Source organism: Mycobacterium montefiorense, assembly GCF_025823255.1.
Lineage (GTDB): Bacteria > Actinomycetota > Actinomycetes > Mycobacteriales > Mycobacteriaceae > Mycobacterium > Mycobacterium montefiorense.
On sequence record NZ_JACKVL010000012.1, the window covers coordinates 650482 to 675547 of the forward strand.

27 protein-coding genes, 1 pseudogene and 1 riboswitch are annotated in these 25066 nt (G+C 64.1%); of the genes and pseudogenes, 10 read left to right on the forward strand and 18 right to left on the reverse strand.

Features of this window, described 5'->3' with window-relative positions; genetic code table 11:
- The first annotated feature begins 10 nt into the window (after positions 1 to 10).
- Positions 11 to 646, forward strand: coding sequence for a DUF3159 domain-containing protein (locus tag H7K34_RS12895; RefSeq protein WP_264062298.1), 636 nt, complete (start codon positions 11 to 13; stop codon positions 644 to 646).
- Positions 647 to 690: 44 nt separating this feature from the next.
- Here H7K34_RS12895 and H7K34_RS12900 read toward each other — a convergent pair.
- Positions 691 to 1549: pseudogene (locus tag H7K34_RS12900) on the reverse strand (LLM class F420-dependent oxidoreductase).
- A 53-nt stretch (positions 1550 to 1602) separates the two neighbouring features.
- Entirely contained in the window at positions 1603 to 2805 is a 1203-nt protein-coding gene (locus tag H7K34_RS12905) for an FAD-dependent monooxygenase (RefSeq protein ID WP_264062300.1), read from the reverse strand.
- Between the two features lie 70 nt (positions 2806 to 2875).
- On the opposite strand from H7K34_RS12905, the gene H7K34_RS12910 reads away from it, so the two are divergent.
- The 3 genes from H7K34_RS12910 to H7K34_RS12920 all read left to right on the forward strand — a co-directional run bounded on the left by H7K34_RS12910 (position 2876) and on the right by H7K34_RS12920 (position 6245).
- A complete protein-coding gene (locus H7K34_RS12910; RefSeq protein ID WP_264062302.1) occupies positions 2876 to 3412 on the forward strand; it encodes a TetR/AcrR family transcriptional regulator in 537 nt (178 codons plus the stop codon).
- A 252-nt stretch (positions 3413 to 3664) separates the two neighbouring features.
- On the forward strand, positions 3665 to 5047 hold the full coding sequence (locus H7K34_RS12915; protein ID WP_264062468.1) for an amidase: 1383 nt from the start codon (positions 3665 to 3667) through the stop codon (positions 5045 to 5047).
- Between the two features lie 214 nt (positions 5048 to 5261).
- The gene (locus H7K34_RS12920; RefSeq protein ID WP_264062304.1) at positions 5262 to 6245 is read left to right on the forward strand and encodes an LLM class F420-dependent oxidoreductase; all 984 of its coding nucleotides are present in this window, start codon (positions 5262 to 5264) and stop codon (positions 6243 to 6245) included.
- Positions 6246 to 6251: 6 nt separating this feature from the next.
- Here H7K34_RS12920 and H7K34_RS12925 read toward each other — a convergent pair whose 3' ends face one another.
- The 4 genes from H7K34_RS12925 to H7K34_RS12940 are packed head-to-tail and all read right to left on the reverse strand — an operon-like array spanning position 6252 to position 9111.
- Complete coding sequence (locus H7K34_RS12925; RefSeq protein ID WP_264062307.1) at positions 6252 to 6545, reverse strand: putative quinol monooxygenase; 294 nt, start codon at positions 6543 to 6545, stop codon at positions 6252 to 6254.
- 18 nt (positions 6546 to 6563) lie between these two features.
- Positions 6564 to 7580 carry an ABC transporter substrate-binding protein gene (locus H7K34_RS12930; protein ID WP_372510757.1) on the reverse strand — a complete coding sequence of 339 codons (1017 nt, stop codon included), beginning with the start codon at positions 7578 to 7580 and terminating at the stop codon, positions 6564 to 6566.
- Entirely contained in the window at positions 7577 to 8314 is a 738-nt protein-coding gene (locus tag H7K34_RS12935; protein ID WP_264062309.1) for an ABC transporter ATP-binding protein, read from the reverse strand. Before H7K34_RS12935 ends, H7K34_RS12930 begins: the two co-directional genes overlap by 4 nt.
- Positions 8311 to 9111, reverse strand: coding sequence for an ABC transporter permease (locus H7K34_RS12940; RefSeq protein ID WP_264062471.1), 801 nt, complete (start codon positions 9109 to 9111; stop codon positions 8311 to 8313). Before H7K34_RS12940 ends, H7K34_RS12935 begins: the two co-directional genes overlap by 4 nt.
- A 242-nt stretch (positions 9112 to 9353) precedes the next feature.
- Between H7K34_RS12940 and H7K34_RS12945 the strand changes: the two genes are divergently transcribed.
- Complete coding sequence (locus tag H7K34_RS12945) at positions 9354 to 9779, forward strand: Zn-ribbon domain-containing OB-fold protein (protein WP_264062311.1); 426 nt, start codon at positions 9354 to 9356, stop codon at positions 9777 to 9779.
- A gap of 14 nt (positions 9780 to 9793) precedes the next feature.
- Positions 9794 to 10939: a thiolase family protein gene (locus tag H7K34_RS12950; RefSeq protein ID WP_264062313.1), complete on the forward strand. Its 1146-nt coding sequence runs from the start codon at positions 9794 to 9796 to the stop codon at positions 10937 to 10939.
- A gap of 147 nt (positions 10940 to 11086) precedes the next feature.
- On the opposite strand, the gene H7K34_RS12955 is transcribed toward H7K34_RS12950, so the two are convergent.
- From H7K34_RS12955 to H7K34_RS13005, 11 genes are all read right to left on the reverse strand, one after another.
- Positions 11087 to 11542: a RidA family protein gene (locus H7K34_RS12955; protein WP_264062315.1), complete on the reverse strand. Its 456-nt coding sequence runs from the start codon at positions 11540 to 11542 to the stop codon at positions 11087 to 11089.
- A 205-nt stretch (positions 11543 to 11747) separates the two neighbouring features.
- On the reverse strand, positions 11748 to 12458 hold the full coding sequence (locus H7K34_RS12960; protein WP_264062317.1) for an alpha/beta hydrolase: 711 nt from the start codon (positions 12456 to 12458) through the stop codon (positions 11748 to 11750).
- Positions 12459 to 12548: 90 nt separating this feature from the next.
- Entirely contained in the window at positions 12549 to 13223 is a 675-nt protein-coding gene (locus tag H7K34_RS12965) for an RraA family protein (protein WP_264062318.1), read from the reverse strand.
- Positions 13224 to 13260: 37 nt separating this feature from the next.
- Positions 13261 to 14046, reverse strand: a complete 786-nt coding sequence (locus tag H7K34_RS12970; protein WP_264062320.1) for an SDR family oxidoreductase — start codon at positions 14044 to 14046, stop codon at positions 13261 to 13263.
- Positions 14047 to 14071: 25 nt separating this feature from the next.
- Positions 14072 to 14827: an aspartate dehydrogenase gene (locus tag H7K34_RS12975; RefSeq protein WP_308203157.1), complete on the reverse strand. Its 756-nt coding sequence runs from the start codon at positions 14825 to 14827 to the stop codon at positions 14072 to 14074.
- Positions 14751 to 16310 carry an amidase gene (locus H7K34_RS12980; RefSeq protein ID WP_264062322.1) on the reverse strand — a complete coding sequence of 520 codons (1560 nt, stop codon included), beginning with the start codon at positions 16308 to 16310 and terminating at the stop codon, positions 14751 to 14753. The genes H7K34_RS12975 and H7K34_RS12980 overlap by 77 nt, the downstream gene beginning before the upstream one ends.
- On the reverse strand, positions 16307 to 16513 hold the full coding sequence (locus H7K34_RS12985; protein ID WP_264062324.1) for a hypothetical protein: 207 nt from the start codon (positions 16511 to 16513) through the stop codon (positions 16307 to 16309). Before H7K34_RS12985 ends, H7K34_RS12980 begins: the two co-directional genes overlap by 4 nt.
- Complete coding sequence (locus tag H7K34_RS12990) at positions 16510 to 17418, reverse strand: polysaccharide deacetylase family protein (RefSeq protein WP_264062326.1); 909 nt, start codon at positions 17416 to 17418, stop codon at positions 16510 to 16512. Before H7K34_RS12990 ends, H7K34_RS12985 begins: the two co-directional genes overlap by 4 nt.
- Complete coding sequence (locus H7K34_RS12995) at positions 17415 to 18122, reverse strand: FadR/GntR family transcriptional regulator (protein WP_264062328.1); 708 nt, start codon at positions 18120 to 18122, stop codon at positions 17415 to 17417. The genes H7K34_RS12990 and H7K34_RS12995 overlap by 4 nt, the downstream gene beginning before the upstream one ends.
- A 208-nt stretch (positions 18123 to 18330) precedes the next feature.
- A complete protein-coding gene (locus H7K34_RS13000; protein WP_264062330.1) occupies positions 18331 to 19980 on the reverse strand; it encodes a DNA repair helicase XPB in 1650 nt (549 codons plus the stop codon).
- 8 nt (positions 19981 to 19988) lie between these two features.
- Positions 19989 to 22241: a helicase-associated domain-containing protein gene (locus tag H7K34_RS13005; protein WP_264062332.1), complete on the reverse strand. Its 2253-nt coding sequence runs from the start codon at positions 22239 to 22241 to the stop codon at positions 19989 to 19991.
- A 107-nt stretch (positions 22242 to 22348) separates the two neighbouring features.
- Between H7K34_RS13005 and H7K34_RS13010 the strand changes: the two genes are divergently transcribed.
- The 4 genes from H7K34_RS13010 to H7K34_RS13025 are packed head-to-tail and all read left to right on the forward strand — an operon-like array spanning position 22349 to position 23992.
- Positions 22349 to 22549, forward strand: coding sequence for a hypothetical protein (locus H7K34_RS13010; protein ID WP_264062333.1), 201 nt, complete (start codon positions 22349 to 22351; stop codon positions 22547 to 22549).
- A gap of 11 nt (positions 22550 to 22560) precedes the next feature.
- Positions 22561 to 23091: a cyclic pyranopterin monophosphate synthase MoaC gene (moaC, locus tag H7K34_RS13015; RefSeq protein WP_264062334.1), complete on the forward strand. Its 531-nt coding sequence runs from the start codon at positions 22561 to 22563 to the stop codon at positions 23089 to 23091.
- Positions 23088 to 23570, forward strand: coding sequence for a MogA/MoaB family molybdenum cofactor biosynthesis protein (locus H7K34_RS13020; protein ID WP_108925851.1), 483 nt, complete (start codon positions 23088 to 23090; stop codon positions 23568 to 23570). Before moaC ends, H7K34_RS13020 begins: the two co-directional genes overlap by 4 nt.
- On the forward strand, positions 23567 to 23992 hold the full coding sequence (locus H7K34_RS13025) for a molybdenum cofactor biosynthesis protein MoaE (protein ID WP_264062337.1): 426 nt from the start codon (positions 23567 to 23569) through the stop codon (positions 23990 to 23992). The genes H7K34_RS13020 and H7K34_RS13025 overlap by 4 nt, the downstream gene beginning before the upstream one ends.
- Positions 23993 to 24020: 28 nt before the next feature.
- On the opposite strand, the gene H7K34_RS13030 is transcribed toward H7K34_RS13025, so the two are convergent.
- Complete coding sequence (locus H7K34_RS13030) at positions 24021 to 24878, reverse strand: transglycosylase family protein (RefSeq protein WP_264062338.1); 858 nt, start codon at positions 24876 to 24878, stop codon at positions 24021 to 24023.
- A gap of 11 nt (positions 24879 to 24889) precedes the next feature.
- Positions 24890 to 25066: riboswitch (cyclic di-AMP (ydaO/yuaA leader) on the reverse strand.

The window sequence follows — 25066 nt, forward strand, 5'->3', positions numbered from 1 at the left end:
GGGTGTGCGCATGCCCAATGGTCATGAGGTCGCCGACGGGAGTGCGCCACAGCCGGCTCGCCAGCCTGGTGCGCTGGCACGAATTGGGCAGAGCCCCATCGCGGGTTTTGCCCCGTGGATCATCTACGGGGTGGTCGCCAGTGGCAAGAGCACCTGGCTCTACGGTGCGCTCGCCGCGGCGGTAGCCGCGATCATCTTGGCGGGTCCGTCGATCCTTCGCGGCAGCCACAAGATGCTCGACCTGGTAACAATCGCATTCTTTGTGGGGCTCACCATCGCCGGGATCGCGACGGGTGCCAAGAACGACGACTGGATGGACACCTGGTCGGCCACCCTCTCGAGTGGGATCCTCGCGGCCGTGGCGTTGGGCTCGCTGGCGTTCGTGCCATTTACCGAGCAATACGCGCGCGAGTCCACCCCGCGCGAGGTGTGGGATCACCCCGCATTCAAGCGCACCAATCGGGTGCTGACGTTGGTCTGGGGTTTGACGTTCGCGGCCAACTCGGTGTTGGCGTTCGTCTCGGTCAAGGCGCCGGACACCGGCGACTGGACCGCCTGGGTTATCCCTACCGTGTTGCTGGTCACCGCCTTCAAAATCACCGCGAGCTACCCGGATCGGGTGCGGGCTCGCGCGTCCGGCAGCTAACGGACCCCGGGTGCCTTGCGTCTATTGGCGCCGTTCGTCAGCGTTTAAACCGCGGCGGCAATCCGGCGCCATTGTTCGCGGGGGAAGGCCTGCGGATCGGCCAGCAGTACCTGGACGCAGACGTGGTCGGCGCCGGCAGCGCGATGCTCGTCGACCCTGCGAACGATGGCGTCTTCGTCGCCCCACGCGATGAGCGCGTTGAACAGCCGATCGCTGACCTGTGTCAGATCATCTTCGGAGAACCCGCTGCGCAGCAGATTGTTGGCGTAGTTGGGAAGCGCCAAATAGGAACGCAGCCAGTCGGTTCCGACGCGGCGAGCCTCCTCCTCGCTGTCGGTGAGGATGACCGTCTGTTCGGGTAGTAGCAACGGTCCCTCGCCCAAAGTCGAACGGGCACTTGCGGTGTGCTTGGGTGTGACCAGGTACGGGTGTGCACCGCGGGCACGGGGTGGCCGACAAGTCCAGCATCTTCGGACCGAGCGCGGCGAGCACCCGGTTCTCGGTGGGAACCGGTTCCGGCGCGGCGTCCAGTCCGTCCAGGAACGCGGCCGTCGCGGCCAGCGGTTTGCGGTATCGCCCGGGCTCACCGGCGTCGATCAGCGGTGCGTGGCTGACGCCGATCCCCAACAGGAAGCGGTCCGGGTGCTCGCCGGTCAGCGCGGCGTAGCTTTCGGCCACGTCGCCGGGCGAGTGCATCCAGAGGTTCAGGATCCCGGTGGCGATGACGGTGCTCTTGGTCGCGCCAAGTAGCCGGGCGATCGCGTCGAACACCTGCCCGCCGATATCCGGAATCCACAGTGCTTTGAATCCCAGCTCGTCTAGTTCTGCTGCCGCGTCGGCGGATTCGGCCGGGTCACCGTAGCGCAGTTGACTGCTCCAAATCCCGACACCGGCAAGCTCCATCGCAGATCGTTCCTTTCGTGGCAGGCACCTGGGGTTCGCCGCCGCCATTGGCGTCAAACGACGGCGTACTCTTTGTACTCCATCGAGTCGTACAGACGGGCGCCGTTGGTGTTCATCTTGGCGATGGCTTTGCTGACACCGGCGGGGTGTGCCGAGATCAGCCGAGCGGCGCGGGTCAGCGCCCAGACTCCGGCTCGCGAGCCCGGGACGATGGTCTTGGCGGCCGTGCGTGCAAAGGCGCGGCTGCGCCGGACCGCGTCGGCCATGGCCCGTTCGTAGGCGGGGAACGCTCGCGTGTAATCGCCTTTGGCTTCTGCCAATTCACCGGCCAGCACATAGGCGCCCAGCACCGCGATGCTGGTGCTGCCGCCGACCGCCGGCCCCGGGCAGTACCCGGCGTCGCCCACCAGTGCCACCCGCCCACGCGACCAGGTGTCCAACTCCAGCTGGATGATCGAGTCGAAGTAGAACGTCGGTGCGTGGTCGAGCTCGGCGAGCCAACCGTCTACCGCCGTATCCATGCCGGCAAAGGTTGTCCGCAATAACTCCTTCTGCCACACGACATCTCGGTAGCCATACTGCAGTTCCTCCTTGCTGCGGAACATGAACAGTGCCCGTGCATCATCCAGCGGTTGCGCCGTGTAGATCCCCGCCATCCGGCCGGCGCCCATGTGCACGGCCATTTCCCCGTCGTGGGCAAGCGATTTCGGCACCGACTCCACCGCGAGATAGCCGCCGAGGAACCTGGTGCGCCCGGCGTCCTCGCCGAAGACCAGGCGCCGGACGTTGGAGTGCAGACCGTCGGCGCCGATCACGATGTCGAACGTGCGTGGCTTGTTGTGCTCGAAGGTGACGTCACCGTCGGGCGAGATGGACGTGATCGAGTCGCCGAAGAGGTACTCGACGTCACTGCGACCCGCGAGGTAGTAAGCCTCGCTGAGGTCGTCGCGCATGATCTCGACGTGCCGGTCGGATGACGCGCCGAAGACTTTCGCCAGATCGACGTGCGCGGGGCGCGCGACGCCCTCGCGATACATGGTCAGCTCGTTCGTCCCGGTGGCGAGTGCCTCGATTTGTGGCAGCACGCCCATCTTTGCCGAGATTTCCATGGCTGGGCGGAACAGATCGACGGCATGGCCGCCCGTCTTCCGCAGTTGAGTCGCGCGCTCGACGATCGTGACATCGAATCCGTGCCGGGTAAGCCAGTACGCCAGTACGGGGCCAGAGATGCTCGCCCCCGAGATGAGAATCCGCATGTCGACCTCCTAGGAATTAGGTGACCCTAACATAACACTTACCTATCGGTAAGTCAGCTAAAATTTTCGAGTGACGAGACCGCGGTCAGATACCCGCCAGCGCATCCAGGAGGTCGCCCGGGAGCTGTTCCTTCAACATGGCGTGCAGCGGACCAGCCTGCAGGACATCGCGGACCGGCTGGGGATCACCAAACCCGCGTTGTACTACCACTTCACTTCCCGCGAAGAACTGGTGCGCAGCATCGTGATGCCGTTGATCGAGGACGGCGAACAATTCGTCGACGAGCAGGAGGGCCGCCGCGACATCGACGCCCGCGAATTGCTGGAGGGCTACTTCGATTTCCACTACCGGCACCGTCAATACATCGTGCTGGTGCTCACCGAACTGACGATGCTGGCCGACCTCGGCCTCATCGACAAGGTGCTGGCGTGGCGCGATCGGCTGGGCAAGCTGGTGTTTGGGCCGCGGCCAACGCTGGCGCAATCCACCCGCGCGGTGGTGGCTTTCGGCGGCCTGCAGGACTGCTGCCTACAGTTTCCGGACACCCCTTATGAGGCGTTGCGCGCGACCTCGGTCGAAGCGGCGCTCGCCGCGCTGGGCGTGTGAGCTCCGGCGTGAAACACGCCTTGGCACCGATTCGAGCTTTCGTGATCGTGCTGGCGCGAGACAATGGCTGCGCATCGAAAGTTGCTTCGAAACAGTGGCCTAACGGACATCTATTGAGCCCCAAATGGTCTGGAAACTGGGCGTCGACCAGCGCCATGATTGCGGACATGATCCAACCGACAAGCCGTCAGCAGGCGACCGTTGGAATACCCCGTGCGCGAACGAGTTAGAGAATTGCCAGACGTGGATGTCATCGACGATATCGTTTTCGCCGGTGCTGCGGAGCAGGCACGGATGCTCGCCGACGGCGTGATCACCGCGCCGGCGCTGCTTGAGTTCTACCTCGAACGCATTGCGCGGCTGAATCCGCAGCTGAACGCCTACCGAGTGGTGCGCCGGGATGCCGCCCGCGTCGAGGCCGCAACCGCGCAGCAACGGCTCGACGCGGGCGAGCGGGTAGCTCTTCTCGGAGTGCCAGTGGCAATCAAGGATGATGTCGACGTCGCGGGTGAGGTCATGGCCATAGGAACGAATGCTCACGGCCCGGCGAAAACACGAGATGCCGAAGTGGTCGGCCGGCTTCGGGCGGCCGGGGCAATCATCATCGGGAAGACCTCCGTGCCCGAGTTGTGCATCTGGCCCTTCACAGAGACGCTCACGTTCGGGACGACGCGTAACCCCTGGGACCCGAGGCGTACGCCGGGCAGCAGCGGTGGGTCCGCCGCCGCAGTGGCTGCCGGGCTCGCCCCAATCGCGCTGGGCTCCGACACCGGCGGCTCCATCCGCATCCCGGCAACTTGGTGTGGCCTGTTCGGCATCAAGCCGCAACGCCACCGGGTTCCAACATCCCCGCACGACGACGTGTGGCCCGGCCTCATCGAGTTCGGGCCACTGAGCCGGACCGTCGAGGACGCAGCGCTATTCCTCGACACCACAACGACCCTCCCCGCACCTGCCGGTGGCTTCGTCGCCGCTGCAGCCCGCTCCCCGGGGCGATTGCGGATCGCCTTGAGCACGAAGGTTCCACCACCACTTTTCGCCAGCCTCGGGCGGGCGCAGTACGCGGCGGTCGATGAAGCCGGCAAGTTACTGCGCGAGCTCGGCCACCAGGTTATCGCCCGAGACCCCGACTACCCGCCGGCGGCGATCGTCGCGAACTTCATCCCACGCTTCCTGCGCGGAATTCACGACAACGTTCACAAGATGCTGTACCCGGATCGTCTCGAGGCCCGGACCCGCGGTATGGGCCGACTCGGCGGGCTGTTTTCCGACCGACGAATGGCGGCAGTGCGGGCCGCAGAAGCATGCATAGCTGCGCGCGTTCAGGCGATCTTCGACGACGTGGATGTACTCATCACGCCGAGTACTGCGGCCGGCCCCTCTCGCATCGGTGCCTACCAGCGCCACGGGGCCATCGGCACATTGGCGGCGTCCTCGGCGCGGGTGCCCTTCCAGCCAATCTTCAATGTGACCGGCCAGCCGGCGGCAACCGTGCCGTGGGGACCGGACGGCGACGGTTTGCCGCTATCCGTGCAACTCGTGGGCAGACCCTCCGATGAGGCGACGCTGCTCGCCCTCAGCACACAGATCGAGGCGGCCCGCCCATGGGTCCATCGACGTCCCCGTACCTTCTGAGGCCGTTGATAGTGAGGTCGCCGACTGGCGGTCATCGTGATATCCGTTGGCGCACAAGGTGAACCTTCGGGCCTCGGTCGAAGTCGCGCTGGTGCCTGCACTTGTTTGCCACGCATTCATTTGCCGCCCGATTGTCATGCACAGCTGGGCGCTTGTTATCTATCCGCTATGAGGTTCCGGCTCGCATGGTCGACCGACGCTAGAGTCGCTAACCATGCGCTTTGGTTTCTTCATCCCGCAGGGCTGGCGGATGGATCTGGTAGGCATCGACCCCGCGAAACACTGGGCGGTGATGCGGGACTTGGCGACCTACGCCGACGGCAGCGCCTGGGACTCGGTGTGGGTCTACGACCATTTCCACACCGTCCCGATGCCGAGCGCCGAAGCGACGCACGAGGCTTGGTCCTTGATGTCGGCCTACGCCGCGACCACTTCGCGGATCAAGCTCGGCCAAATGTGCACGGCGATGAGCTACCGCAACCCGGTTTACCTGGCCAAGGTGGCGGCCACCGCCGACACCATCTCCGGCGGCCGCATCCAGATGGGTATCGGCGGCGGCTGGTACGAACACGAATGGCGCGCTTACGGTTATGGGTTCCCGTCGGCCGGCGTGCGGTTGGGCCGGTTGGACGAAGGCGTGCAGATCATGCGCGATGCCTGGCGCGACGGCAAGGTCAGCATCGACGGCAAGCACTACCAGGTAGACGGTGCGATCGTAGAGCCGAAGCCATTGCAGGACAACGGTATTCCGCTATGGATTGCCGGCGGTGGTGAGAAGGTGACGCTGCGTATCGCGGCGAAGTACGCGCAGTACACCAACTTCACGCCGGAGCCCGAGGCGTTCGCCCACAAGTCCGACGTGCTCGCCGGGCATTGCCGCGACCTGGGCACCGACTTCGACGCCATCGTGCGCTCGGCAAACTTCGCCGCCATCGTCGGCACCTCGGAAGCCGAGGTCAAAGACCGCCGGCAGCGGGTGCGTGACCGGCTGGTCAACTATGTGCCTGAGGCCCTGGTGGATTCGATGACCACCAGCCTTCCGGACTCGGCGATGGGCACGACGGAACAAGTGATCGAGCGGCTGACCAAGATCCGCGACCTCGGCTGCGAGTATGCGATCGTCTACTTCCCCGAAGCCGCCTACGACCGCTCCGGCATCGAGTTGTTCGAGCGCGAAGTCATTCCCGCGCTGAGCTAGCGGCGCTCAGACGTCGGTGCTGATGTATCTCGTCTTGACCGGAGGTGCGGCCAGCAGGGGCGGTAGCTGGGTTACCTTGCCTTCGCCGGCGCGAAACGCGCGGTAGGCCTCGTCGTGCTCGACCGACTCCCAGATTTCGTAGACCAGCCAGTGCGCTTCGTCGTCCTCGTTTACCAGCACGTCGGTGCGGACGTTACCCGCGAACCCGCGGGTGACTTGCAGCGTCCGGCCCATCAGTTCACGTCCCGCGCCGACCTCTTCGGGTTTGAATTTGAGCTCGAGTATTACCGTGACCGTCATCGTCGTCTCCTCGTATCGTCACTGTGCGCCGCTCGCCGCGAGCACACTGTTGAACCTACGGTCGACCCATTTGGCGAACTGCGGCGCCTCCGGAATCTGGTCGGCGGCGGCGAACAAATCGGCCAGGCGTTGTTCGGCGGCGACCACCTTGTCGTCGAGGGGGATGGGTAGTCGCAGCTGGTGACTCTGAGCGAGTTCGGCGATTTTGATGTCCAGGCCCACCGCGTTGGCGTACTTGCTGGCCCACTCCGGCGGACTCTCCCGCGCCCACTGCGCCGCCCTGTTGTAGCGGATCAACAGATCGGCCAGCGCGGTGTTGCGTTTGGGATCGGTGAGTGCCCGAATGGAGGCACTTGCGAACTGGTAGCCGTTTTCGGCGGTCCCGATATTGCGCACCTTCAGCGTGAGAGTGGCTTGCGACGTGTAGGGCTCCCAGATGACCCAGGCGTCGCCTTGTCCGTTGGCGAATGCCGACAGCGCATCGGCGGGCTGCAGGAACACCAGCTTCACGTCTTTTGGCTTCAGGCTCGTATCGGCAAGGTGTTCAAGCACGTTGGCGTGCGCTGAGCTGCCCTTGGTCACCAGGATTGTCTTGCCCCTTAGATCGGGAACGCTGGCAATCGGGGAACCGGCGCGCACCAGGATCTGTTCGCCGGTCTCGGCGCCGTCCCACACCGAAACCACCCGGGTCTTAGAGTTGGCCGCGGCACCGAAGACGGGTGGGGTGTTGCCGGTGATCGCGAAGTCGATCTTGCCGGCGGTCAGTGCCTCGATCTGCGGCGGTCCCGAGGTGAATGTCGAGAACGCGATCTTGTAGGGCAGCTCGTCTAGAGCACCAGCCGCGCGCAACAGCGCTTCGGTGCCGCCTTTTTGATCACCCACTTGCAGGGTCACCCCGGCGAGCTCCGACACTGGGACCGGCGGCGGCGATGCGATCAACTGCGGTCCCAAAGACCGTGACACACATGCCGGCACGCTCGAGACGAGCAGCAGCACCAGGGCGGCGCGAATGCCGATGCGGTGTGTGGCCGTCAAAGCCGAACGCCGAGCTTGTCGAGAAGGTGGGCGCGGTATTGGTCGTGCTGCGCGGTGCGCTCCGACGCAGTGGGCCGCGGTGTTCCGATTTCGATGGTGTGGGCAACCCGGCCGTCCTCGAGCACCAGCACCCGGTCGGCCAGCTCGATGGCCTCGTCGACGTCGTGTGTGACCAGCAGCACGCCGAACCCGTGATCGCGCCACAGGTCGAGTAGTAGCGCCCGCATGGAAAGCCGGGTGAGTGCATCCAGCGCGCCGAACGGCTCGTCGAGCAGCAGCAGCTGGGGCTCGGCCACTAGTGCCCGTGCCAGCGAAACACGTTGTGCCTGACCGCCAGACAGCGTCAGCGGCCATGCGCTCGCATGGTCGGCCAGGCCGATCTCGTCCAGCGCCCGCTGCGACCGACTCCGGGCCGCGTGGTGCGACAGGCTGGTGCGGTTGAGGCCGTAGCGCACATTGGTCAACACGTCGCGCCACGGGAACAGCCGCGGCTCCTGGAAGGCGACGGCCGGCGCGCCGACGACCTCGCGGTCACCGGTGTGATCGGCGGAAAGCCCTGCCAACACCCGCAATACGGTCGATTTGCCACATCCGCTGCGGCCAACCAGCGCGACGATCTCATGTGTGCGGATCTCGAAGGAGATGCCGTCGAGAACTTTCCGATTGCCGTACCACTTGTCGATGTTGGTGAGCCTGCCCACCACGGCGGTCTGTCGTTCCGATGTCACTGTCATGTGCGATACCTCAGGGCTCGATGTTCGAGAGCTCGAACGATGGCATCGGTTCCGATGCCGAGCAGCGCGTAGACAACCAAGCAGAAAATGATGATGTCGATGCGCAAGAAGTCGCGGGCGTTGTTGATCAAGAACCCAATGCCCTTGTCCGCGTTGATCTGTTCGGCGACGATCAGCGTCAGCCACGCGATCGCCAGCGACTGCCGCAGCCCGACTAGCACCTGTGGTGCCGCACTCGGCAGGATGATGACGCACAGTCGCTTCCATAGCGAAAAGCCAAGTACATCAGCGGTTTCCAGCATCTTGGGGTCGACCTGCTTGATCGCGGACACGGTATTGAGGTAGAGCGGGAAGCTGACTCCGAGCGCGACCAGCAGTACCTTGGGTAGCTCGCCGATGCCGAACCACAGAATGAACAACGGGATCAAGCCCAGGTGCGGCAGCGCGCGCACCATCTGTAGGGGCGGGTCGACGGTCGCCTCGAACCACCGCGACAACCCGACGGCCACCCCGAAGGCAACGCCGACCACGCCGCCGAGCAGCAGGCCTTCGATTACGCGAAGCCCGGACACCTCGAGGGCCTCGGCGAGCTTTCCGTTGCGGATCAGTTGCAGGCCGGCATCGAAGATGAGCTGTGGGGCCGGCAGCACGTCCGCAGGGATCAGGCCGGTCGCGCTGAAGAGCTGCCACAACACCACCAAAACCAACGGGGACGAGATCCGGATGATGGCCCACCGGCGCTGCCTGCGCGGCCTGGCGACCGCGGCTGCCGGCAGTGCTTCGGCGCCCGTCTCGATGGGTGTGCTCACGATTATTGGAAGGACCTTTGCGGAGATTCGCGAATAGGACGGCAGCGGTGGCGCCCGGTCAAACGCTAAGCGGGCCCGGCTTGCACCTGAAGGGTTTGGCTCCGGGTGACGGGAATGGCCACCACCGGGCATACGGATGAGAATGCCATTTCCACTTTTCGGAAAGCTGTTATACGGTTCAGTCAGAATTGTTCTTTGACGCACCGTGGACGTTCCTGGAGGATCCCTCAATGCAGAAGGCACTCGCTCCCGAGATCTCGACCTGGCCCGATGAGAACCCGCAGCTGATCGGCAGTCGGTGCGGCGATTGCGGTGCCACGACTTTTCCGGTGCAGCAGCGGTGCCCGCGGTGCAGCGGCGGATCGATGAGCGACGTGCTGTTGCCGCGGACCGGCACCGTGGTGGCGTGGACCACCCAGGGCTTCCCGCCCGGGGCCCCCTACGCCGGCCCGACCGGCAACGACTTCGTGCCGTTCGGCGTGGGCCTGGTCCAGCTCGGCTTAGGAGAGGACGCGGTGATCCGCGTCGAGGGCCGGCTGACCGAGAATGACCCGGCCAAACTCCAATTCGGCCAACAGGTCGAGCTCACCATGGTGCCGTTCACCACCGACGCGGATGGCAACGAGATCATCACGTTTGCTTTCCAGCCGGTCTAGCAAGGAGTCTCGAGATGACTAACGACGTAGCCATCATCGGCGTGGGCCTGCACCCCTTCGGCAGGTTCGACAAGACCGCCATGGAGATGGGCGCCGACGCCATCCAGTTCGCGCTCACCGATGCCGGTGTCCAGTGGAAAGACATCCAGTTCGGCTTCGGCGGCAGTCACGAGGTGTCCAACCCGGACGCGGTGACCCGTTTGGTCGGGCTGACCGGTATCACCTTCACCAACGTCTTCAACGCCTGTGCTACCGCTGCCAGTGCCATTCAGCAGACCGCCGACACCATCCGGTTGGGCAAGTACGACATCGGTATCGCCATCGGCTTAGACAAGCATCCGCGTGGCGCCTTCACCGACGACCCCGCCAAGCTGGCACTGCCGCAGTGGTACGCGCAGAATGGGCAGTTCGTCACGACCAAGTTTTTCGGGATGAAGGCCAACAAGTACCTGCATGATCACAACATCTCTCAGGCCACCTTGGCCAAGGTTGCCGCCAAGAACTTACGCAATGGCGCGCTGAACCCGAATGCGTTTCGTCGCAAGCCAATTCCTGAAGAAGAGATCCTCAACTCGACGGTGCTCAACTATCCGTTGACGCAGTACATGTTCTGCGCACCCGACGAGGGTGCCGCGGCCGTCATCATGTGCCGCGCTGACATCGCGCACAAGTTCACCGACAAGCCGGTGTACGTGCGCGCCTGCGAGATCCGCACCCGCACGTTCGGCGCGTACGAGGTGCATGCCACCTTCGCGCCGTTGGACGAGGACGTCTCACCGACGGTTTACGCGTCCAAGGCGGCCTACGAGGCCGCGGGCATCGGGCCCGAGGACGTTGACGTCGCTCAACTGCAGGACACCGACGCCGGCAACGAGGTCATTCACATGGCCGAGACGGGCCTGTGCGCCGACGGTGAGCAGGAGCAGCTGCTGGCCGACGGTGCCACCGAGATCCATGGCTCGATGCCGGTGAACACCGATGGCGGGCTGATCGCCAACGGCGAGCCGATCGGCGCGTCGGGGCTGCGTCAGATGCACGAACTGGTGCGTCAACTGCGCGGCGAGGCCGGCGATCGCCAGGTTCCCGGCAACCCGCGGGTTGGATTGGCGCAGGTGTACGGCGCTCCCGGCACCGCGACGGCGACGATCCTGTCGCTCTAAATCGCCTGTTCTAGAAGCCTATCCGCGTCGCCGATGATGCTGCCGTAAACCTACCCGGCCGGACAGCGCTACCGGCGCGCGGCGAGCTGAAATCGAATAGCTTTAGTGTTCAGCGCATCTCGAAATCTATGGTGTCGATATGCGTCGTTATTCGTCCAGACCGGAGCCGATGTATGCAACGGCCACGAGTTCGATGCGGCCATGCGGCAGCGCTACCACCTGGTATGTCGACCGCGGTGGAAACGGCGCCGCAAAGAACTCGGCTTGTACCGCATTGAGGGTTCGGAGGTCGCCCAAGTCTGTCAGCATGGCAGTGAGCATGACGATGTCCTTGAGGCTGGCACCAGCCTCCAGGCAAATCGCCTCGAGGTTGCGGAAGGCTTGGCGGATTGCCACTTCGGGGCTCTCGTCGATGACACGTTGCTCGTGCTGATTGGTGGCGAGTGTGCCCCCAATGTAAACAATGTGGCCGACCCGCACGGCTTGCGAGAAGTTGCCGATGTTGATGCCCGTGTTGTCGGGTGCATCGGCGGCGTGGATGAAATGCTGTGTTGGAACGTTTTTCATAACATCATTGGTACCAATACCGTTTGGCGCTGTCAATCGTTGATTGATGTGAATTACATTGCACCGCAACATATTTCACCCTATCCATTCCGAATCCATGTTTACGGGAACGACGGCGCCGGCGCCGATTGATTTCTGCAGTTCCGCGCATTGGGCAACGCGGCAGCAACGAAGGTTCGGACTAGGCGGCCGGGCCGCCGTCCTTGGGAGCCGCAGACGGCTTCGCGGTGGCTATGCGTTGCTATATCAGTCCGTGAATGAAAGCGCTTATAGCGGAGGCTACTTCGTTCTTGTCATAGTCGATGGTCGCGAGATGCCCTCCCTTGTTGAGAAGTACTGTCGACGTGTCAGGCATGGTCGCGCAAAGATGGTCCGCCGCGGCAGTCGCGTCGAGAACGTCGTCGTTGCGGCTTGCCAAAATGAGAGTGGGCATCTCGATGGCGGATAGCGAGGGCTGAACTTCGTCGACAGCGTCGAGCGCTGAGAGGAAGGACTCAATGGGAACGGCTCCGTAATCCGCGGCTGAGACTTGGGGATCCTTGATATCTCCCCCGAAAGGCGAAAGCAGAGTCTCGCCCATGGCTGCCGCCTGTCGAAGCTGCTGCTTCAAATCTGGTGTGGGGCAAATCAGAGGGTTGATGAGGACGAGGCCGCGAATCTGTTCTCGCAATGGTGTAGCAAGTGTTAGAGCGAGAGTGGCGCCCATCGAGAGTCCGATCACTACCAGAGTTTTTGATCTCTCAAGCGTCTCTGCTGCGGCACATTGAGCTTTGGTGAACCAGTCGTCCCACGTGCTGCCATACATATCGGCAAGGACCGTGCCGTGGCCGGGCAGTGTTGGTGTCGAGCAGAAATAGCCGAGCCTCGACAGGTATTCGGGCAGCTCACCGAAAACTCTGGGGTTCCCGGTGAGTCCGTGTAGTAGAAGGATTGCCGGTTTTGAGGGGATCATGGTTGTACTCCTTTGAGATTCCGACCGTCGGGCGTTGACGGTCCGCTGGGGATGTGGCTACTTTCGGGTAACTCCTACCGAATGTTCGGATCAAACATGTCCGAATCTGGTGAGGCAATCCTGCAGAGAGTAACCCTTGGCGATTGCTTGTCGCACAAGCACTTCGGTGTTAGTGAGCTCCTCGGCTCGGACAAGTACGGGGTCGATCAGCTTTGCCGGGATGACTAACGCGCCGTCGGCGTCTGCGTGAATGAAGTCACCAGGATTCACAGCGACGTGACGGGTGGTTGCCCCGGGCAGGTAGACGGGCTGGTTGTAGTGGGTGACTTTCCATCGTCCGATTGACTGAATGGGCGATCGGTAGCGACCAAACACGGGAAAGTTATGTTTCCGTAGCCATTTGAGATCACGTACGCCGCCGTCGACGATTGCTCCGACAGCGCCACGTTCGGCCATGCCTAGGGCAATCAGTTCTCCGAAGTAGCAGATACCAACGCCCGCTCCCGACCATACGGTGATGTCACCCGGGCATATGTCGGCACATGCCGCCATTTTGGTGGGGTCGCCATCGCCGGTGTAGGGCAACATCGCACCCGAAATCGTGAATGCCCATCCGGCAAGCGAGTCTCCCGCCAATGCGCCCAACGCTGGGTCGAGACCTTGGTCGTGGTAACCGAGTTCATCGAGGACATCCCCCACGTTCGACGTATCGATTGCCAGGAACCGTGTTCGGATTGTTTCGCGTTCTTCAGCGGTGGTGTTCATCGATGAGTGGGTCCTTCCATGGTTCGGGGGTGGTCGGTCAGATACTGGGAATGAGTCCGCCATCGACGCGCACGACCGATCCGGTGATGTAAGAGGCTCGAGCGCTGGCCAAAAAGGCTACGGCAGAACCGTATTCGGCGGGATCCCCGTAGCGGCCTAAGGGAATAGCGGCGGTACTTGCCGCAGCGACGTGTTCGACCGTGGTGCCGTCACGGGCCGCTTTGGCTTCGTCAAGTGCGGTGATTCGGCCAGTAGCGATACGACCCGGGACGACAATATTGCTGGTGACACCGTCACGACCAATCTCTGCGGCAAGAGTCTTTGACCACCCCGCCAGGGATGCGCGCAACGAGTTCGATAGCGCGAGGTTGGGAATTGGGCAGGTGATTCCCGACGACGTGCTGGTGATGATGCGGCCCCAACGGCGTTGGCGCATAGCGGGTAATACGGCGGCGGTAGTGGTAACGACCGGGATTACCAGAGCATTGAACCAGGTGTGCCAGTCGGCGCCGGCGATCTCAGTAGCCGCTATCGGCGGAGGACCGCCGGTCCTGTTGACCAGGATGTCTACGTTTCCGTACCGGTGCGGTAGGTCAGCGAACATCTCGGCCAAGCTTGTGGCGTCGGTGAAGTCGACGACTAGGGGAGTGAAGTCGAGCTTCTCGTCGCTTATCGACTTGGCAACTGCGGTAAGAGATTCGGCGTTTCGATCGGCGCCGAGTACGCGGGCACCTTCACGCGCCAGCGCCAATGCGATGGCGCCGCCGAGTCCGCCCCCGGCGCCGGTGACAAGGGCGACTTTGTCGTTTATTCCGAAATCCATAGTATGCCTTCAATAATCGGGAGAGTTAGGTTGCCAGGCGCAGCGTGCCCGCTGTTTTGGCGAGGTGGGCTACCACGCTTTGCGCGGTGATCCGCCCTGTTTTGGGGTTCTCGGTGGGAATGTTCGCAATATGGATGTGTAGATCAGCGGAATCCGAGCGCATATCGACGATATGGGTATTGCGGTCAACCGTGGGATCGGCCCACACCCGCAAGGTGGTGTTATCCGGCCCTATCCCGGCGAGGGAAAGTGCCACAGCGACATTGAGATTGGCCGGAAAGCCGGTGGCTGCTTGGCGAGCGCTTCCCTCGAAAAGCAGCAGCGGTTCACGCAATGAGCGCAGCTCGTCGTCGCGACCACGTACGTAGGGGGCGCCGATCAGGCTTGCGATCGGTTTGCGCGTGGTCATCGTGATTTCGAAGATGGTGCCGCGAGCTGCCGCCTGGACTGCGTCCAATCCCGCGATCGCTCCAGAGGGCACGCTGATAACGGCTCCGGTTTGGTGAGCGCGCTCGACCAGGCTCCAATGTTGTAGCAACGCACTCGAACTCAGGACGATAAGATGTTTGCCTGCTTCGATAGTTGGAGTGGCGATGGTGGCGAACAGGGCTGCCGGCGCGCATTCGATTACTAGGTCAGAGCAGGGTTCGATCTGGTCGGCATCCACGACGGGGACTGGTGAGGTGAGCGTCCGGGAGAAGTCTTCAGCGAGCTTCGTGCGGCGGGCGCTCACCGCCGATAGACGATAGCCGGTGATGCCTTTGTCGAGAGCTTGGGCCACAACGCTTCCGACAGGCCCGAGCCCGACGATTCCGACGCGGATTTGATTCGGGGTGGTGACGGAGGCAGTCATTTACTGCTTTCGAGGACGGGAGCAGGGGGGGAAGAATTGAGGTCGAACACTTTTGGAAGGCTGCTGCCACGGTGAGGACTGTTTGGTCGGCAAATGGTCTTCCGGCAAGTTGAAGGCCTACGGGCAAGCCATCGGCGTCGGTGCCCGCTGGGACAGTGATGGCCGGAAGTCCTAGAAAACTAAACGGGCGGGTAGTGCGCAGCAGGCGTGCCGTCGTCTGTGCGGCATCCTCGGTCGCGGCGGCGATGGTAGGGGCGGTGTCCAACGTCGTATTGGTTGCCAGGACATCGCACTCGTCAAGGATGGTGTCGAGGAATCGTGCAAGCGAAGCGCCCTGGGCGCACACGGCCCGCACGTGATCCGCGCTGCTGGTGACGAAGGCATGATGCAGGCGGGATCGTATTGCCGGGGGATAATCGTTGGCGGCATTACTAAAATGATCCCCATGAACCGCTGCTGCTTCGCACCAGGTTAGTAGTGATCCGGCTCGGTCGTAGTCTCGGAGCGGGCTTAGATCTACTTCGACGAGTTGTGCACCCATGGTCTCCAGGAGCTCCCAGGACGCTTCGATGTTCGTGACTATGTCCGGACTCGACTTCTCGCGCAGGTAGCCAGAATCGATGCCGATTCTTGTGTTGTGCAGGTTGATATCTATTTGTCCCAACGGCTGCACTGGTCGGCAGTCGATGGATGCCGGATCGGTCGGATCGTGCCCGGCCATCACCGCTAGCGCGAGTGCTACATCCTGCACCGTCCGGGCGATGATGCCGATGGTGTCTTGGGACTGTGACAACGAGATCGCACCTCGCCGTGAGATGCGACCAAATGTGGGTTTGAAACCGACAACGCCACACAGAGCCGCGGGAATTCTGACTGACCCCCCGGTGTCGCTGCCGATCGCGATGGGTACCGCACCGCTGGCGACGGCTGCGGCCGACCCGCTCGATGATCCACCGGCAATGCGAAGTGGGTTGAAAGGATTGCGCACGTGGCCGTGGTGGCTGTTGAGCCCCGTTGCCGAGTAGCCGTAGGGGTCGAGGTTGAGCCGGCCCAGTGTGATTGCGCCTGCACTGTCGAGCTGGTCGAGACATGGTGTGTCGTCGTCTGCTGCTCGCAGCGATGAACGGCTCACTCCCAGACCTGCTGGTTTGCCTTTGCGCGTGAACATGTCCTTATACGCATAGGGGACCCCGGCTAGCGGCAATGGTTGCGGAATAGCAATTTTCATGACGTGGTCCACCTGAGCCGCCAGTTGACGCGCTCGCTGCTCATCGAGGCAAACGAAACAGTTCGTCGACAGCTGTGCTAGCTGGCTGGCTTCTAGAGCGGACTCGACCACCTCGGTGGCGCTTAGTGATCGGGAGCGCAGGCCGGCGCTGATTTCTACGGCAGTCAATGGTTGTGGGCTCATACGCTCGCCTCACGCCTGAGGAGTTCCCGGAATTGCCCGATCTCCAGCAGGGCTGTTTCGTCTTTGATCATCGAATCCACGGTTGAGCGAACGGATCGGATTGTCGAGCCAATTCGGGCGGCTTCAGAGTCATCGATTGCCACGCCATGCCCTAGCAGGATCGGACGGATGCTAGCGGATGCCGATGCGTCGTAGTCATTCATGAACGCTCGGCACCTGTGGGCGGACAGACGTGGGTACGGTAGTAATCGGCGATTCCGCCGGGTGTGGTGAACCACACGGATTCTCGTTGGCGCTGTATATGGTCCAAAGCCCGTCGGAAGTGACGCAACCGAAACGGCTGGCCGACGATGAAAGTATGTATCGAGATACCAAGTACCAGAGGCTGTTCCGAGGATTGTTGCAGCATCTCGTCGAATGATGCGACGACCATGTCCGCGAACTTGTCCGCGCTGCCATGGTGCAGGACGACCATCGGTACGTCGTTGACTTCGTGGGGGTAGGGAACGCTCAGAAGTGGACCGGTACGGGTGCTGAGCCATACTGGTTGGTCATCCATCGGCCAATCCAACGTGTATCGAAATCCGCGCTCTGCCAGGAGGTCCTCGGTAACCGCACTCGGATTGGCACCTGGACTCATCCATCCTTGGGGTGGGTGCCCCTCGTAATCTGTTATCTTTGTGAAGGTTTCATCGATGATGGCTCTTTCGGCATCTTCATCCAGTCCGTTTGGATGGATTGAATTCGTGTGGCCATGCGCAACGAACTCGGTCCTTTGTCCGCGGAACCGGTCTATCAGTGCCGGAGCATGCTCGTAGGTTGCGGTGTTGAGTAGCACAGTCGGCGCAATTCCGTACTGGTCGAGAAGGTCTGCGATTCGAAAGCCGCCCACTCTGTTCCCGTACTCTCGCCATGCCCAGTTGTAGGTATTGGGGTGATCGAGTCCGGGAGAGTAGGACAACCCCAACCCATCCTGGTTGTACGAGAAGTGTTCTGCATTTACGGCCACATACACCGCCAGGCGTTTGCCGTCCGGCCAGCAGAAGTCCGGCCGTTCAACTATTGCCGAGTATTCGAAGCGGCCGTGGGCAGGCAGCGCAGACATCATCGTTCTCCGTATGCTTGGGCGATTTGAGCGCGTTCTTGGATCGCGCGTAAATGTGCAGCCATTGCCGCTTTGGCCCCTTCGGCGTCCGCCGCGGCGATCGCGTCAACGATGGCTGCGTGCTCAGCGGTAGGCGCGCCCAGCCCGCCCAGCCGTCTGGCTGTCTGGACTGTCTGCTCGAACTGAAGCTCGCGAAGCTGACTGATCAATCGCACGTGCAGCGAATTCCCGGTCATCTCCGCGATCGCTGTGTGAAAGCGGAGGTCGTTGCGCACCCACGTCACGACGTCGGCGTCCTCGCTGTTGGTCGCCGCTAATTCGAGCAGCTGATCCAGCTGAATCGTGCTTCTGCGCTGGGCGGCCAGGCCGGCGCCTGGGACCTCCAGCATCGATCGCACCTCGAAGAACTCGGTTGAGTTCGTCGTACCAAGTAGGGACAACCCTGCGTCGGTACCGGTTGCACTGATAACGAATGTCCCTGCTCCCGAACGGCTCTCGATCATTCCTGCCGCACGCAGCCCGCCGAGGGCTTCGCGGAGCACCGGGCGAGACACGCCGAACGACCGAGCCAACGCGATCTCCCCGGGCAACCGATTTCCCACCGGGAAGTGGCCCGACCGAATCAGCGTGACCAGTTCGTCTCTTACCGCGGTCGCCGACGTCGTCCGAAGAATGGGCCCTGTGGTGGCCGGCGATCTGTCCTGCATCTGTCAAACTGTATTACAGCTTTGCCAGGATCGCAAAACGTGCCGCAGCGGCGGCCGCGAACGCATACGCGCTTTCGTCACCGGTGACACATCTCTGTTGCCCCGGATACGCGGCTTGGGTGCTTGCCGAATTCAGGTGGGCGGTGCTGGCGCGGTCACGGTGGTTAAACCCCGATGCTCCGCCGCCGCCGGAGTATCGTTTCGCTCCCTAAATCGCCGGTCCCAGAAGGTCATCCGCGTCGCGAATGATGTAGCCGTAGCCCTGCTCGGCCAGGAAGCGCTGCCGGTGCGCGGCGTATTCGGCGTCCAGGCTGTCGCGGGCCACCACCGAGTAGAAGATGGCGCCGCCGCCGTCGGCCTTCGGGCGCAGTAGCCGCCCCAGTCGTTGCGCCTCCTCCTGGCGCGAACCGAACGTGCCCGAAACCTGCACCGCCACGGATGCTTCGGGTAAGTCGATGGAGAAGTTGGCGACTTTGGACACGACCAGCGTCGATATCTCGCCGGTGCGGAATGCGTCGAACAATGCCTCGCGTTCCTTGGTTTTGGTGGACCCCTGGATCACCGGGGCGTTCAGCTCGGCACCGAGCTTGTCGAGCTGATCCAGGCAGGCGCCGATCACCAGGGTCTGCTCGCCGGGGTGTTTATTCAGAATCGACTTGACCACCGCGATTTTGGTGTGCACCGTCGAGCAGAGCTTGTAGCGCTCTTCGGGTTCGGCGGTGGCGTACATCATTCGCTCGTTGTCGGTCATAGTGACCCGGACTTCGACGCACTCCGCCGGCGCGATCCAGCCTTGCGCCTCGATGTCCTTCCATGGAGCGTCATAGCGTTTCGGGCCGATCAGAGAGAACACGTCACCCTCGCGGCCGTCTTCGCGGATCAACGTGGCGGTGAGGCCAAGCCGGCGTTTCGATTGCAGATCGGCGGTCATCCGGAACACCGGTGCGGGCAGCAAGTGCACCTCGTCGTAGATGATCAGCCCCCAGTCGCGACTGTCGAAGAGTTCCAGGTGGCGGTATTCGCCTTTACTCCGGCGGGTGATCATCTGGTAGGTCGAGATGGTGACGGGCCGGATTTCCTTGCGTTCGCCGGAGTATTCGCCGATTTCCTCCTCGCTCAGCGAGGTGCGTGCGACGAGTTCTCGTTTCCATTGCCGGGCGGCCACGATGTTGGTCACCAAAATCAGTGTCGTCGCACTGGCTTTCGCCATTGCGGCCGCACCGACCAGCGTCTTGCCGGCGCCGCACGGAAGCACCACCACCCCGGAGCCGCCGGCCCAAAACGAGTCCGTGGCCAGCCGCTGGTAATCGCGTAGCTCCCAGTCATCCAGGTCCAGCTTGATGGGATGCGCTTCGCCATCGACGTAGCCGGCGAGATCCTCTGCGGGCCAACCGATTTTAAGCAGCATCTGCTTGACCCGACCGCGCTCACTGCCGTGGACGATGACGGTGTCGTCGTCGATCCGGGCACCCAGCATCGGTGCGATCTTCTTATTGCGCAGTACTTCCTCGAGCACCGCACGGTCCAGGCTCACCAGGGTCAGGCCATGCGCCGGGTGCTTGACCAGTTGCAGCCGGCCGTACCGGGCCATGGTGTCGACGATGTCGACCAACAACGGCTGCGGTACCGCGTAGCGGGAGAAACTGACCAGGGCATCGACGACCTGCTCGGCATCGTGGCCGGCGGCGCGGGCGTTCCACAGCGCCAGGGGAGTGATGCGATAGGTGTGCACGTGCTCGGGTGCGCGCTCGAGCTCGGCGAACGGCGCGATGGCGGCGCGGGCACCGTCGGCCTGCTCATGGTCCACTTCCAGCAGCACCGTCTTGTCGGACTGCACGATCAATGGTCCGTCGGTCATATCACCCATTATCGGTTGTCGGCCGACACCACCGAAGTGATGCGGTGGATAGCGAAGTCACGCAGCCGTCCCAACGCCGAATCGAAGGCCACCAACTGCCCGCCTCGTATGGCGATCGGCGACACCATCCGCTGGCTGGCCACCCCCGCGGCGTCGAGGTAGCCGATCACCAGCGTGTCCTGATTCTTGGCCGCATCGGCCAGCAGCGACATCGCCACCGCCGGGTCGACGCGGCTGTTGCCGAACGGTGCGGTGGTCACCTTGCGAAGCACCGAGACGACCGCGTTCAGTGTCTCGTTGTTCGGCCGCGGCGACGTGCGGTAGGGCCGACGTTGCTGCGGCGTGGGCACCCGAGCCCGCAGCGGGCGAACGTCGACGATGGCGCCGGTGGAGTCTTCGGCGGCCGGGACGAAGCCCGCGGCCCGAAGCACCGCGAGCATCTCGGCGATCGGTGCGGGGGACACCGCCACCGTCGGGGCCAGGGCTCGCAGCTGCATATCCTCGCCGGCCGCCACCGCCTGAGCCAGCAGCGCTGGGTCCTCGCAGCGCACGAAAGACGCGGCCATGCCGATGCGCAGCTGACCGTGCCGGCGTGCGACGTCGTCGATGAGGTACGTAAGTCCTTGCGGTACTGATGTTTTGGAGTGGTCCGCGAAAAATGTGTGCATCCAGTCGCGGGTCTTCCCCACATCGAGTGCGTGCCGGATCGACTGCTCGCTGATGCGGTACACCATCGCCGCCCCTGCCGATTCGACGTTGGCCACCGTCGCCAGTTCATCGGCAAGATCGCGTTGCAGCGGGCCGGGCACCACAACAGTCAAGTCGGCCTGCATCAGGAAGTGATCGATCGGCTTGGGCAGTGCCCGCGCCATCGCATCCACCGTGGCGGAGAAGTCGACGGTTTCGGTCAGCAGCGCGCGGCCGGGCGTGCTGATCGCGCCGCGGCCCACCAGACCCATAGCGTGGCCTTCGGCCAGCAGATCGGCCACGGGGCCCGGCTGCAGCCGCCTGGTCCAGCGCGGGCGCCGCCAGATCAGCGCCGCCGACACGGTGGCCGCGTTCACGCCGGAGCCAGTGGGCAGGTCGGCGAGCGTGCTCAGCAGCAAGTGCCGATCCAGCGGAGCCGCCGTCGAGTACAGCGATTCGGACAGGGCCGCATACGGTTTGCCGTCCGGGCCGCGCCCGCCGATCAGCGCGGGGCGGCCCGGAAGGTCAAGCCATGCGCTGGCCACCTGGTGCCACCGTTCGGCCGCGGACATCGCGGCGAAGCGGTCGGCGGCCACCGTCGGCGCCCAGTACAGGCCGTCGCTGTTTTCCGGTTCGGGATCGGGCGTGCCGCTGGCGATCAGACCGGCCGCGGCCGCGACCTCGAGAACCAGGCCCAGCCGCTGTTCGTCAATGCCGGTTGCTTTGGCCAGCCGCTTGACTTCGCGAACTCCCAGGCCGCCGCTGCGCAGCTCGGAAACCGGTGTGGTGCCAACGCTTTCCAGCAGCACGTCGAATTCACGCAGCAGGTCGATGACGGCCCCGGCGGCCGCGGCGTCCACGTCGCCGGACGTGGTGGTGGACACCACCGGGTCGGGGGCGGTCAGCTGCATCGGGCCGGGCTGCTCGCCGCGCAGCACCTGCGCGACGTGGCGCGGCAAGATCACCGTCTCGGCGTCGACCCGGCGCAGCAGTCCCATCGCCAGCAATTGCGGCACCGGCCGATCCACGGGGGCGCCGGGCGCGGCGTCGCGGGTGCGCCCCATCGGAGATCCTTCGAGCAGCTTGTCCAGCACCTCCTGCTGCGCGTGGTCGAGGCCGTCGATCAGCTCCGAAATCTGTTCGCCGGTGCGCGACGTGTCCTCGAGCGTCACCTGGCCCGGATGCCACGGCAACGCGATGCCGGCGTCGGCGGCCAACCGCGTCGCGGTATCGCCCCACACCAGGGCACGCTGCCGTAGATCGTTCAACGCGTCGATCACGTCGGCGGCGGGGGCCCGGTCGCCGATCAGCGCCAGCAGCTTCGCCGTCGGCACCGCAGCGGTGTCCGCATGCAGCACCAGCAGCGCGTCGAGTACTGCCAGCCGCAGGAAGTCGAGCTCGTCGGTGGCAGCTTTGACCGACTGTCGAGCCCCGGCGCGCGCGGCTAGGGCCGCGATGCTGCCGGGTGGCGGCTGGGCAAGGTCTGGCCGTAGTTCCAGCAGTCGGATCAGCCGCTCGTCAGGCAAGTCGGCCAGCCAGGACCCCAGCGGGATATCCGGGGTGTTGTCGGTCATCGCTGACCAGCGTAAAGCAGCTCGCGGATCCCCAGGCGGCGCCGATGGCGGACCGGGCATTCCGACTAGCGACACGCGCGCGTACGCGACCTGTCAGAATGGACGGCGTGGCTGACATTGCTGAGGGTAACGCGGGTAAAGCCCAGTACGTCGACAACGGCTGGCCGACGACGGACCCCGACGACCATGCGGTAAGCGAGCTGGTGACCGACCGCACCGGTGCACTGTCGCCGTTTGGCGACTTGGTGTTCCCCGTGGAGTCCGACCATCTGCCCTACGTCCACCCGGTCACGGTCATCAACCGGTAGGTAGCACCGGGATGGCTGGGGCATCCGGAGCGTCCAGGCCTGCGAAGGCCAGGCAGTCGGAGGAATCCCGCCCGGACGCACTGTCGCACCTCGACGAACGGGGAGCGGCACACATGGTCGACGTCACCGAAAAGGGAGCCACCAAGCGCACCGCCGTTGCCGCGGGCTCTTTGCGGACCTCCCGTCAGGTGGTGGCGCTGGTCTCCAGCGGCGGGCTGCCAAAAGGTGATGCTCTGGCGACGGCCCGGGTGGCGGGCATCCTGGCGGCCAAACGCACCAGCGACCTGATCCCGTTGTGTCACCAGCTCGCGCTTACCGGAGTCGACGTGAACTTCACCGTTGCCGAGTCGGATATCGAGATCGTCGCAACGGTGCGCAGCACCGACCGTACGGGCGTGGAGATGGAGGCGCTGACCGCCGTCAGCGTGGCCGCGCTTACGCTTTACGACATGATCAAAGCGGTTGACCCGGCGGCCCGTATCGATGACGTCCGTGTGCTCCGCAAGGAGGGTGGCAAGACCGGAAATTGGGTGCGGTCATGAGTCCTCGATCCGCGCGCATCATTGTCGCCTCGACTCGGGCCTCAGGCGGTGTTTACACCGACAAGTGCGGGCCAATCATTGCTGAATGGCTTGAGCAGCATGGATTTTCGGCTGCAGACCCGGAAGTGGTCGCCGACGGGAACCCGGTTGGCGAGGCACTGCGCGGTGCACTCGACGACGATGTCGACGTCATCCTCACGACCGGTGGCACGGGTATCTCGCCCACCGACACCACCCCGGATCAGACCGTGGCTGTGGTGGACTACATGATTCCCGGCTTGGCCGATGCGATTCGCCACTCCGGACTCCCCAAAGTGCCGACCTCGGTGCTGTCGCGCGGTGTGTGCGGTGTGGCCGGTGCGACCTTGATCGTCAACCTCCCGGGATCGCCCGGCGGCGTACGCGATGGGCTGGGGGTGCTTGCCGACGTGCTCGACCATGCCCTCGATCAGATCGCCGGCAAAGACCACGAGCGATGACCATCGTCCTGCGGGCCGCGATGACCGAGCAGCCCATTTCTTTGGACCAGCATGAAGAGCTGGTAGGCCATCGCTCGGCCGGGGCCATCGTCGGGTTCGTCGGCATGATTCGCGACCACGACGAGGGACGTCGGGTGGTGCGGCTGGAGTACTCCGCGCATCCGTCGGCCGCCCAGGTGATGGCGGAGGTGGTGGCCGAGGTCGCCGAGGCATCCGGCGGCGTGCGCGCGGTCGCGGCCAGCCACCGGATTGGCGCGCTGCAGATCGGAGAGGCAGCACTGGTGGTCGCGGTCGCCGCCGACCACCGACAAGCGGCATTCACCACCTGCGCCCAGCTGGTCGACACCATCAAGGCGCGGTTACCGGTGTGGAAGCACCAGTTCTTCGATGACGGAACCGAGGAATGGGTGGGTTCGGCTTAGCGCCAAATCCGATCCAGCGTCAGTGTGGTCAGTTGGCGGGAGCCGACAGCGCCAGCGCGTCCAGCGCATCGTTGCCGTTGACGTCCTCGCCGCGGATCGCGTCCCACACTTTCTGGGTGTAGCCGACCCCGGCGGCCTGCTGCGGTGCGGCGGGCGCCCCGTTGGCGTCGCCGGGAGCCGGGGGCACGTCTGCGGGCGGCGCGGGCGGCATGGCGTCTGCCGGTGGTGGTGCGTCTGCGGGAGGCGCGGGCGGCATGGCGTCTGCCGGTGGTGGTGCGTCTGCGGGAGGCGCGGGCGGCATGGCGTCTGCCGGTGGTGGTGCGTCCGCGGGCGGGGCCGGCGGCAGATCCGCGGGGGGCGCCGGTTGGTCGAAGGACGCCAGCTGCACCGGCGCGGGTGAGTCAGCGGGCGGGGGAGGAGCGTCCGGCGGAGGCGCGTCTGGCGGAGGCGGAGCCAGTGGGCCCGGGTCGCCGTTGAGGCCCGGCACGTCGAGACCGGCCGGTGCGGGAACGACATCGCGCGGAGTGGGAGCCGACAGCCCGCCACCGCACACGGGCCAGGCGCCCCGGCCCTGCGTCGCGAGTACTCGTTCAGCGACCGCGATCTGCTGTTCCTTGGTGGCCAGCTGAGCCGACGGGGCGTACTCGCGGCCGCCATGCGAGGCCCAGGTGCCGGCGTTGAACTGCACGCCGCCGAAATAGCCGTTGCCGGTGTTGATTCCCCAGTTACCACCCGATTCGCATCGGGCTACCTGGTCCCATTCGCCATCCGTGGCAGCGGCTGCTTGACCAGCCATTGCGATGCTGCCGCCCCCAAGTACCGCCCCGGTAAAGGCGATCTTGGCGACGCTGATGTTGGATGTCGTGGGCTTGCGGTGACGTCCCATACGCGCCGAAAGTTTCCTCTCTTCACGCGCCTGCGAGGTCAGCTGTCGGGTTCGGGTTAGAGAGGCCACCCGGCCAACGTCATCTCCCAAGAGCCGACGTCGGCTTCACCCCAAGGAGTCGCAAGCGACTCCAGTCCGGCGGACCGGTGGGTCCCCCGTCTCCATCCACATTTCGGTGTCCCCCGCCC